A 10,439-nucleotide genomic window follows, 5' to 3' on the forward strand; every position below is an offset into this window, starting at 1 on the left:
TACCGAATACATGCAGCAACTGCTGGAGCGCGAACGCGAAACCACGGTTGAACGTGATGAAGTGGCCAGCCGCAAGCGCGAAATCGAAGCGCAGGTTGAACGCCTCAGCCAGCCGAGCGGGGCAGAAGATCAGCGTCTGGTTACCTTGGCAGAGCGCTTTGGCGGCGTACTGCTGTCAGAAATCTATGACGATGTCACCATCGACGATGCACCGTACTTCTCCGCGCTGTACGGCCCATCGCGCCACGCCATTGTGGTGCCGGATCTGTCGCTGGTGCGTGAGATGCTGGAAGGGTTGGAAGATTGTCCGGAAGATCTCTACCTGATTGAAGGGGACCCGCAGTCGTTTGACGACAGCGTGTTCGCCGTTGAAGAACAAGAAAAAGCGGTAGTGGTGAAAATCGCCGATCGCCAGTGGCGTTACTCCCGCTACCCAGAAGTGCCGCTGTTTGGCCGTGCTGCCCGGGAAAATCGCCTGGAAGTGCTGTACGCAGAACGTGACTCATTGGCCGAACGCTACGCCACCTTGTCATTTGACGTGCAGAAAACCCAGCGTTCTCATCAGGCGTTCAGCCGCTTTATCGGTTCGCACCTCGCCGTGGCGTTTGATGCGGATCCCGAGGCGGATATCCGTGCTCTGAACAGCCGCCGTGGTGAAATTGAGCGTGCGCTCAATAACCACGAAGCGCAGAACCAACAGCAGCGTCAGCAATACGATCAGGCCAAAGAGGGCATTTCCGCACTCAACCGTCTGATGCCGCTGGTCTCACTGCTGAATGATGAAACTTTGCAGGATCGTGTCGAAGAGATCCGCGAGGAAATGGAAGAGGCGCAGGATGCTGCGCGCTATATCCAACAGCACGGCGTCTCCTTGGCCAAGCTGGAGCCTATGTTATCGGTGCTGCAAAACGATCCGGAACAACATGAGCAGCTACAGCAGGACTATGTACAGGCCCAGGCAACCCAACGCCAGGCTAAACAGCAAGCCTTTGCCCTGACGGAAGTGGTACAGCGCCGCGCGCACTTCAGCTATACCGACTCTGCCGGTATGCAGAATGCCGATAACGATCTCAACGATAAACTTCGTCAACGCCTGGAACATGCGGAAGCGGAACGTACCCGCGCCCGCGAGCAACTGCGCCAGTATCAGACCCAGTTTACGCAATACAGCCAGGTGCTGGCCTCGCTGAAAAGCTCTTATGACGCCAAACGCGACATGCTCAAAGAGCTGAGCCAGGAGCTGGTGGACATTGGTGTGCAGGCCGATGCCAATGCCGAAGCCCGTGCTCGCCAGCGTCGGGACGAATTACATGCCTCGCTGAGTAATAACCGTAACCGCCGTAACCAGTTGGAGAAACAGCTGACCTTCTGCGAAGCGGAAATGGACAGCCTGCAGAAAAGACTGCGCAAGCTGGAGCGTGATTATTACCAACTGCGTGAGCAGGTGGTGACCGCCAAGGCGGGCTGGTGTGCCGTGATGCGTTTGGTGAAAGACAACGGAGTTGAACGCCGTCTGCACCGTCGTGAATTGGCCTATATGGACGGTGACGAGCTGCGTTCGATGTCGGATAAGGCATTGGGTGCGCTACGTCTGGCGGTGGCAGATAACGAACATCTGCGTGACGTGCTGCGCTTGTCGGAAGATCCGAAACGCCCTGAGCGCAAGATCCAGTTCTTTATCGCGGTCTATCAGCATCTGCGCGAGCGTATCCGCCAGGATATTATCCGCACCGACGATCCGGTCGAAGCTATCGAGCAGATGGAGATCGAACTGGGCCGTCTGACCGAAGAGTTGACCGCACGCGAACAGAAATTGGCGATCAGTTCGAAGAGCGTGGCGAACATTATTCGCAAGACCATTCAGCGCGAGCAGAACCGTATCCGGATGCTCAACCAGGGGCTGCAAGCGGTTTCCTTCGGTCAGGTGAAGAGCGTACGGTTGAACGTCAACGTACGGGAAGCGCATGCCACCTTGCTGGACGTGCTCTCCGAGCAGCAGGAACAGCATCAGGATCTGTTCAACAGCAACCGTCTGACCTTCTCTGAAGCGTTGGCCAAGCTGTATCAGCGCCTGAACCCGCAGATCGATATGGGCCAACGTACGCCGCAAACCATCGGTGAAGAACTGCTGGATTACCGTAACTATCTCGAGCTGGAAGTGGAAGTGTTCCGTGGCTCTGACGGCTGGCTGCGTGCAGAAAGTGGCGCGCTGTCTACCGGGGAAGCGATCGGTACCGGCATGTCAATTCTGGTCATGGTGGTGCAGAGCTGGGAAGAGGAATCACGTCGCCTGCGGGGTAAAGATATTTCGCCTTGCCGCCTGTTGTTCCTCGATGAAGCCGCGCGTCTGGATGCAAAATCCATCGCCACGCTGTTTGAGCTGTGCGATCGTCTGGAGATGCAGCTGATTATCGCTGCACCAGAAAACATCAGCCCGGAAAAAGGCACCACTTATAAATTGGTGCGTAAAGTGTTCCAGAACCATGAGCACGTGCACGTAGTTGGCCTGCGCGGGTTCGCTAGCGAACAACCGGCTTTAAGCTCGGTGGCGGAAGAATCGTCACAAAGCTAAAATAAATACCCTATAAATCTGAAAATAGCCGCCTGAAGGTGGCTATTTTTTTGCATGACGAGGATGATAGGCCTGTTTTTTTTGCCAGTGGTAAACTGGAGTGAAACAGTAATTTACGGTGCCGGGAGCAAAAGCGCCGTTCTGTTTGTATACTGAAACTAATAATAGTCTGTGCGGTATTTTTGTGAGCCTACAGGGGGCAAGGGATGTTGCTTAAAAATGGAAACTCAGTACGACGTCTGGCATTGAGTTGCGCAATCGCGTGTGGTTTTGCCGTGTCGTTTTCCGCATGGGCAACTGTACCGGCGTTACCGGTGACGTCATCGTCAACGGGGATGTCCGTGGCACAAAGTCGTGCTGAACTGCTTGCGGCGCTGCCGAAAAGCGTTGTGCCGTATTATCTTTCCACTTTAGCGCCGTTGTATGCAGCCAACCAGATGAAGCCTATGTGGCAGGATCGGGAAGCGGTATTGCAATTTCAACAGCAGCTGGCTGAGTTGGCGATTTCTGGCGTACAGCCGCAGTTTACCCAATGGGTAAAACTGCTGACCGATCCGGTTATCACCGATATGGCACGTGATATTGTGCTGTCGGATGCAATGCTGGGTTATTTGCAGTTTGTCTCCTCAATCGGGGCCAACGGCAACAACTGGCTTTACAGCAATGTTCCTTACAAGTTGAAGGTGCCGGCAAATACGGTGATCAACCAGTGGCAACTCTCGATGCATCAGGGCGAAACGCTGGCGTTTATTAATTCGTTGGCCCCGCAGCATCCTCAGTACGCCAAAATGCATTTGGCGCTGCGCGAAATGCTGGCGGCTGGGCGCCCGTGGCCACAAATGACTAATGGCGCAAGTCTGCGTCCAGGTCAACTCAGCGACGATATTCCTGCGTTGCGCGATATCCTGGCGCGTACCGGAATGCTCATCGCCACTCCGGCGGTAGCGCCTGCTTCGCCTGAGCCTGTCGTCACCAACGCCAGCGCGACGACCCCGGCGGCGGATGATGACCTGTCGGTGGATGAAGAAAAAAATCGTAATACCGCATCGGCTGTCGTTAGTCCTGGAGCGGCATCGATCAAAGATCTTGCTCCATCCCCAGAGGCGACCACACAGGTACAGCCTGCCAGTCCGGTTTCCGTCACGGATAATCGTTACACAGAAGATCTGGTGGAGGGGGTCAAACGTTTCCAGATCTGGCAAGGGCTGACGCCTGATGGCGTCATCGGTACCCGGACACGTGAATGGCTGAATGTTTCGCCACAAACTCGTGCTTCACTGTTGGCGTTGAACATCCAGCGCTTGCGCATTCTGCCTGGGCACGTTGATACCGGCATTATGGTCAACATCCCGAACTACTCGCTCACCTACTATCTGAATGGTAATGAAGTGTTATCTTCGCGGGTGATTGTTGGTCGTCCGAGCCGCAAGACGCCGTTGATGAGCAGCGCATTGAATAACGTGGTGGTCAACCCGCCGTGGAATGTGCCAACCAAGCTGATCCGTGAAGATATCGTGCCCAAGGCCATGCATGACGCCAGCTACTTCCAGAAACACGGCTATCGGGTGTTCTCTGGTTGGAGCAACGATGCGGAAGTGATCGATCCGGCCATGATTGACTGGAGCGTGGTTTCACCACGCAATTTCCCTTACCGCATCCAGCAGGCACCAGGGACCAGCAACTCGTTAGGGCGTTTCAAGTTCAACATGCCTAGCTCGGATGCCATCTATCTGCATGACACCCCGAACCACGGACTGTTCCAGAAAGATATCAGGGCGTTAAGCTCTGGCTGTGTGCGCGTTAACAAGGCTTCCGATCTGGCCAACATGCTGTTGCAGGATGCCGGTTGGAATAATACGCGTGTCTCTTCAACGCTGAAACAGGGCAATACCACGTACGTGAACATCCGCCAGCATATCCCGGTTCAGCTGTATTACCTGACGGCCTGGATCTCGGATGATGGCAAGCCACAGTTCCGTACAGATATTTACAATTATGATGCGACAGTGAGATCGGGTGCACAAATTTTGGCTCAGGCCGAAAAATTGATGCAATAAATGCAGTAATTCTAGCTAAATAACGGTCTGAATGTCTGGCCAGTAACAGGCTCTGTTTTGTGTGAGTGCTGGTAAACCACAGCGTATCGCGGGTTGACTCCGCATACGCTGGCGGTTATGGTTCGGGCAGTGCGCAGTTTTGTGCATATATTTTGACATTCTTGCCGGGTTTAAAAGAGTCATGGACAAAATTGATCATCATCGCCGTAAATGGTTGGCGTTAGGTAGCGCCGCCGTGGGTATCGCGCTGCTCCCAGGGCAAGCGTTTGCCAGTCTTTCTACCGCTCGCCCACGTATTCTGTTGTTGAACAACCTCAATACTGGCGAATCCATCAAGGCCGAGTTCTTCAACGGTAAAGGCTACAATAAAGAAGAATTGGCGCGCCTGAACCATATCTTCCGTGACTATCGGGCCAATAAGGTCAAGAGCATCGATCCGGCTCTGTTTGATCATCTCTATCGCCTGCAGGTGATGCTGGGCACCAGCAAACCGGTACAGCTGATTTCCGGCTACCGTTCAATGGCGACCAACACCGAAATGCGTGCGCACAGCCGTGGCGTGGCCAAGCAAAGCTACCACACCAAAGGCCAGGCGATGGATTTCCATATTGAAGGGATCCAACTGAGTAATATCCGTAAGGCCGCGTTAAAAATGCGTGCTGGCGGGGTAGGCTATTATCCACGTAGTAACTTTGTGCACATCGATACCGGCCCGGTGCGGACCTGGTAATCATTGTGCATCATGATCGCTGAATGGCACCCGCCTCCTGGGTGTGGTGCCGTTGTCGTTGGAGCTTTATGAAATACCATATTATCCCCGTTACGGCGTTCAGTCAGAACTGTACGCTCATCTGGTGCGACGTGACCAAACAGGCGGCGCTGGTCGATCCTGGTGGCGATCCGGAAAAACTTAAGGCGGCCATTGCCGAAAAGGGCGTGCAGGTCAGCCAGATCTTACTGACGCATGGCCATCTCGATCACGTAGGCGCGGCGGCAGAAATGGCCGAGCATTATCAGGTGCCAATCTATGGGCCGGATAAGGAAGATGCCTTCTGGCTTGAAGGTTTGCCAGCACAGAGCCGTATGTTTGGCCTGGATGAGTGCGCCGCTCTAACGCCGACCAAATGGCTGGAAGAGGGGGATAAAGTGCAGGTGGGCGAGATGTCGCTGAACGTACTGCATTGCCCTGGCCATACGCCTGGTCATATCGTTTTTATCAACGAACAGGCGCGCCTGGCGTTAGTGGGCGACGTGTTGTTTAACGGTGGCGTTGGCCGCAGCGATTTCCCGCGCGGTGACCATCAGGCGCTGATTGCGTCGATCCGCAACAAGTTACTGCCTCAGGGCGACGATATGGCGTTTATTCCAGGACATGGCCCGATGTCTACCTTTGGCCATGAACGTCAAACCAACCCGTTCCTGCGCGAAGAACCGGCTATCTGGTAAGGGTACTTCTCGATAAATAACAAAGGGGCGCAAATGCGCCCCTTTTTCAATGCAAAATCGGCTTACAGCACGGCAACGATGGCTTCGCACAGCGGCGCCATATTGTCTGGCGTCATACCTGCCACGTTAACGCGGCCGGAGTTAACGGCATACACGCCAAATTCATCACGCAGACGCAGAACCTGCTCTTTGGTCAGGCCGCTGAAGGAGAACATGCCGTTCTGGTTGATGATGAAGCTGAAATCCTGCTCCGCCCCTTTTTCCTGCAGGGTATTAACGAACAGCTGGCGCATACGGTGAATGCGCTGACGCATGTCGGTCAGCTCTTGTTCCCAAATGGCGCGCAGCGCTGGGTTACCCAAGATGGTGGCAACTACGGCCGCACCGTGTGACGGCGGGTTCGAGTAGTTGGCACGGATCGCGGCTTTCACCTGGCTGAAGGCGCGCTCGGCGGTTTCTGCATCGGCAGCTACCAAGGTGCAGGCACCGACACGCTCGTTATACAGGCCGAAGTTCTTCGAGTAGGAGCTGGCAACGATCAGTTCCTGATGTTTGGCAGCAAAGATACGCAGACCCTGTGCATCTTCTTCCAGGCCCTTGGCAAAGCCTTGGTAAGCGAAGTCGAATAGCGGTAACCAGCCCTTGGCTACGGACAGTTCAGCCAACTGAGCCCATTGTGCTTCGGTTGGATCGATGCCGGTCGGGTTATGGCAGCAGCCGTGGAACAGCACTACGTCGCCGGCCTGAGCCTGGTTCAGGCTGGTGAGCAGACCGTCGAAGTCCAGCGCATGGTTGGCGGCGTCGTAATAGTTGTATTCCAATACTTCCAGGCCAACGGCACCAAAGACGTTTTTATGGTTTGGCCAGCTAGGGTTGCTGACCCAGATACGCTTGGCGCTGGTCTGGTTGGCAATAAAGTCGGCCGCTACGCGCAAGGCACCGGTACCACCAGGAGTTTGTGCGGTACGGGCACGTTTGTTGGCAATGATTGGGCTCTGCTTGCCGAACAGCAACTCTTGCGTGCAGCTGGCAAATTCAGGAATACCTTCAATACCCAGGTAGTTTTTGGTGGTCTCATTTTCCAGCAGATACTGTTCAGCTTTTTTAACGCTGGTCAGCACTGGCGTTTTGCCAGTTTCGTCTTTATAGACGCCAATACCCAGGTTGATTTTATTCTCACGCTTGTCGGCGCGGAAAATGTCGGTCAGACCCAGAATGGGATCGGCAGGTGCAGCGGTGATTTTTTCAAACATGTCAGATGCTTCCATGGCCTAGAGTTAAGCAGACAGAAACATCAGGGTAGCGCCAGTTATCGCCTTTGCCAACCGTTTGCGAGAAAAACACCTCGATCTTGTGACGGCGGCAGATTCAGCACAAAAAATGACGGGGAAGGGCGGATTGGCAGAATAAAAAATGGCGGGAAGTGCTTAAAACAAAAACAGGGCCGAAGCCCTGTTTTTTAACTTAGCTGACGGCGAGCCGTCATCAAGTGCAACAACTTAGAACTGGTAAACCAGACCGGTAGCTACGATGTTGTCAGTAGCGATGCCGTTAGCACGAGTGAAGTCGGTGTCGTCCAGCAGGTTGATTTTGTAATCAACGTAGGTAGACATGTTTTTGTTGAAGTAGTAAGTAGTACCTACATCAATGTATTTAACCAGGTCTTGATCGTTGCCGTAAGCGCTACCCAGGTTTTTACCTTTAGACTGCAGGTAAGCGATGGATGGACGCAGGCCGAAATCGAACTGGTACTGTGCTACCACTTCAAAGTTCTGAGTTTTGTTGGCGATAGTGCGATCTGAGCTACCGTATGGAGTCATGTTGCGGGTTTCTGCATACATGGTTGCCAGGTAGACGTTGTTGGCGTCGAATTTAGCACCAACGGTCCATGCTTCAGCTTTATCGCCGCCAGCAGTAGTACCCTGGCCAACACGGCCGGTTTGCGCATCAGTACGGTCAGATGAAGAGTATGCACCACCTACGCTGACACCGGAGTCCAGGATCGCATAAGTAGAAGACAGACCGAAGCCGTCACCGTTTTGTTTCTTGATTGCACGACCGTCGTTTTCGTTCTTGCCTTGGTACTGCACAGCGAAGTTCAGGCCATCAACCATACCGAAGAAGTCGTTGTTACGGTAAGTAGCAACACCGTTAGCACGGCCGGTCATGAAGTTGTCGGTATAAGTGTAAGTATCGCCACCGAATTCTGGCAGCATATCTGTCCAGCCTTCAACGTCATACACAACGCCGTAGTTACGGCCGTAGTCGAATGAACCGAAGTCAGCAAATTTCAGACCTGCGAAGCCCAGACGAGTTTTAGTACCTTCGGTACCAGCAGACTCAGCGTGGTTAGCTTGCACGTTGTATTCCCACTGGCCGTAACCGGTCAGTTGGTCAGTAATCTGGGTTTCACCTTTGAAGCCAAAACGCACGTATGACTGGTCGCCATCGTTGTCTTTGTCGTTAGAGAAGTAGTGCAGGCCGTCAACTTTACCGTACAGATCCAGTTTGTTACCGTCTTTGTTGTAGATCTCAGCTGCGTTGGCTGCACCAGCTGCTAACAGAGCTGGGATCACTACTGCAAGAATGTTGCGCTTCATCATCATTATTACCCTCATTGGTTTTATTCGGACACCTTGCCACTGCCGCCAATAATTCTTTTGGAACTATTGTTGATAGATTGGTGTCGTCCTGTGTCTGCACGCAGTGTTCCATTCACGGGCAGGTTTATCTAGAACGAAAATGCTACCAATGTCGCAATCTGGTTTCAGAAAGCAACGATGTGTAACATTTTGTGTATTTTAGGGAACTTTGTGATGCAGGTCAATAATCAAAAATGCGAAAGGCCAGCTAAGCTGGCCTTAATTATGTAAAAAATGCGTTTAAATTATGTTTACTTTGATGCTTTAGAAACTGGCGTTACGTGGCGTTCTTGGGAATGGGATCACGTCACGGACGTTCTGCACCCCGGTCACATAGGCGATTAAACGCTCAAAACCTAAGCCAAAACCAGAATGTGGCACGGTGCCATAGCGGCGCAGGTCACGATACCACCAATAGTCTTCCTTATTGAGGCCCATCTCTGCCAGACGTTGATCCAGCACATCCAGACGCTCTTCACGCTGTGAACCACCGATGATTTCACCAATGCCCGGCGCTAACACGTCCATTGCCGCTACGGTTTTGCCATCTTCGTTCATGCGCATATAGAAGGCTTTGATATCTTTCGGGTAGTTTTTCACGACTACCGGGGCTTTGAAGTGTTGCTCTGCCAGATAGCGTTCGTGTTCAGACGAAAGATCGATACCCCAGGAAACCGGGTTCTCGAAGGTCTGGCCGGAAGCGATCAGGATCTCGACCGCTTCGGTGTAATCCACCTGGGCGAAATCGGAGGAGACAAAGCGCTTCAGACGGTCGATGGCGTCTTTATCTACCCGCTCAGCAAAGAATTGCAGATCGTCGGCACGTTCATCCAACACCGCCTGGAAGACATACTTCAGCATGCTTTCGGCCAACCCGGCCACGTCGTCCAGGGTAGCAAAGGCGACTTCCGGTTCGATCATCCAGAATTCAGCCAGGTGACGGCTGGTGTTCGAGTTCTCGGCACGGAAGGTAGGACCAAAGGTGTAAACTTTTGACAGCGCACAGGCGTAGGTTTCACCGTTCAACTGACCGGATACGGTCAGGAAGGCTTCTTTACCGAAGAAATCCTGGCTGAAATCGACGGCACCTTTATCGGTGCGGGGCAGGTTTTCCATATCCAGCGTGGAAACACGGAACATTTCACCGGCACCTTCGGTGTCTGACGCGGTGATCAGTGGGGTGGAAACCCAGAAATAACCGTTCTCGTGGAAGTAGCGGTGGATCGCCTGTGCCAAGGTGTGGCGAACGCGGGCAACCGCGCCAATCAGGTTGGTGCGCGGGCGCAGGTGGGCAACTTCGCGCAGGTATTCGATGCTGTGGCGTTTGGCTGCCATTGGATAAGTGTCTGGATCGTCAACCCAACCCACCACCTTGATGGCCGTGGCTTGCAGCTCGAAACTCTGGCCTTCACCCGGCGATGGCACCACGGTACCGGTTACTTCAATGGAACAGCCGGTGGTCAGGCGTAACACTTCGTCCTGATAATTCGGCAGAGAATCATTAACAACGGCCTGTAACGGATTAAAGCAGGAGCCGTCATAAACGGCGAGGAAGGAGATACCAGCTTTAGAATCTCTCCGGGTACGTACCCAACCGCGCACGGTGACTTCACTGTCAACCGCAGCACGACCTTGCAGTACGTCGACTACAGGCACTACGCTCATAGATTTCTCTCTTATAAGTTTTTCAGAAATAGGCTAACAACCCAAGAATTTGGGGAT

The 10,439-nt window shown here is 53.4% G+C and carries 7 protein-coding genes; 4 read left to right on the forward strand and 3 right to left on the reverse strand.

The features are described 5' to 3' along the window. From mukB to ACLQ7H_RS23865, 4 genes are all read left to right on the forward strand, one after another. Window positions 1–2,572, forward strand: a 2,572-nt coding sequence (gene mukB, locus ACLQ7H_RS23850; protein WP_411754808.1) for a chromosome partition protein MukB, incomplete at its 5' end; no start/stop codon positions are given. 206 nt (window positions 2,573–2,778) lie between these two features. Next, entirely contained in the window at window positions 2,779–4,629 is a 1,851-nt protein-coding gene (gene ldtD / locus ACLQ7H_RS23855; protein ID WP_411754809.1) for a L,D-transpeptidase, read from the forward strand. Window positions 4,630–4,810: 181 nt separating this feature from the next. Further along, window positions 4,811–5,359, forward strand: coding sequence for a YcbK family protein (locus tag ACLQ7H_RS23860; RefSeq protein WP_024484589.1), 549 nt, complete (start codon window positions 4,811–4,813; stop codon window positions 5,357–5,359). 68 nt (window positions 5,360–5,427) lie between these two features. Further along, window positions 5,428–6,075, forward strand: a complete 648-nt coding sequence (locus ACLQ7H_RS23865) for an MBL fold metallo-hydrolase (RefSeq protein WP_021804900.1) — start codon at window positions 5,428–5,430, stop codon at window positions 6,073–6,075. Between the two features lie 62 nt (window positions 6,076–6,137). On the opposite strand, the gene ACLQ7H_RS23870 is transcribed toward ACLQ7H_RS23865, so the two are convergent. The 3 genes from ACLQ7H_RS23870 to asnS form a co-directional block, all read right to left on the reverse strand. Next, complete coding sequence (locus ACLQ7H_RS23870; RefSeq protein ID WP_411754810.1) at window positions 6,138–7,328, reverse strand: amino acid aminotransferase; 1,191 nt, start codon at window positions 7,326–7,328, stop codon at window positions 6,138–6,140. A gap of 246 nt (window positions 7,329–7,574) precedes the next feature. Next, window positions 7,575–8,678, reverse strand: coding sequence for a porin OmpC (ompC, locus tag ACLQ7H_RS23875; RefSeq protein ID WP_411754812.1), 1,104 nt, complete (start codon window positions 8,676–8,678; stop codon window positions 7,575–7,577). 303 nt (window positions 8,679–8,981) lie between these two features. Next, a complete protein-coding gene (gene asnS / locus ACLQ7H_RS23880) occupies window positions 8,982–10,382 on the reverse strand; it encodes an asparagine--tRNA ligase (RefSeq protein WP_411754811.1) in 1,401 nt (466 codons plus the stop codon). Window positions 10,383–10,439: the final 57 nt, after the last annotated feature.

The organism is Serratia sp. (in: enterobacteria) (genome assembly GCF_046715635.1).
In the GTDB taxonomy this organism is placed as follows: domain Bacteria; phylum Pseudomonadota; class Gammaproteobacteria; order Enterobacterales; family Enterobacteriaceae; genus Chania.

Coding starts and splice junctions, on each gene's coding strand:
- ldtD (WP_411754809.1), top strand. CDS start 2,779: ATGTTGCTTAAAAATGGAAACTCAGTACGACGTCTGGCATTGAGTTGC.
- ACLQ7H_RS23860 (WP_024484589.1), top strand. CDS start 4,811: ATGGACAAAATTGATCATCATCGCCGTAAATGGTTGGCGTTAGGTAGC.
- ACLQ7H_RS23865 (WP_021804900.1), top strand. CDS start 5,428: ATGAAATACCATATTATCCCCGTTACGGCGTTCAGTCAGAACTGTACG.
- ACLQ7H_RS23870 (WP_411754810.1), bottom strand. CDS start 7,328: ATGTTTGAAAAAATCACCGCTGCACCTGCCGATCCCATTCTGGGTCTG.
- ompC (WP_411754812.1), bottom strand. CDS start 8,678: ATGATGAAGCGCAACATTCTTGCAGTAGTGATCCCAGCTCTGTTAGCA.
- asnS (WP_411754811.1), bottom strand. CDS start 10,382: ATGAGCGTAGTGCCTGTAGTCGACGTACTGCAAGGTCGTGCTGCGGTT.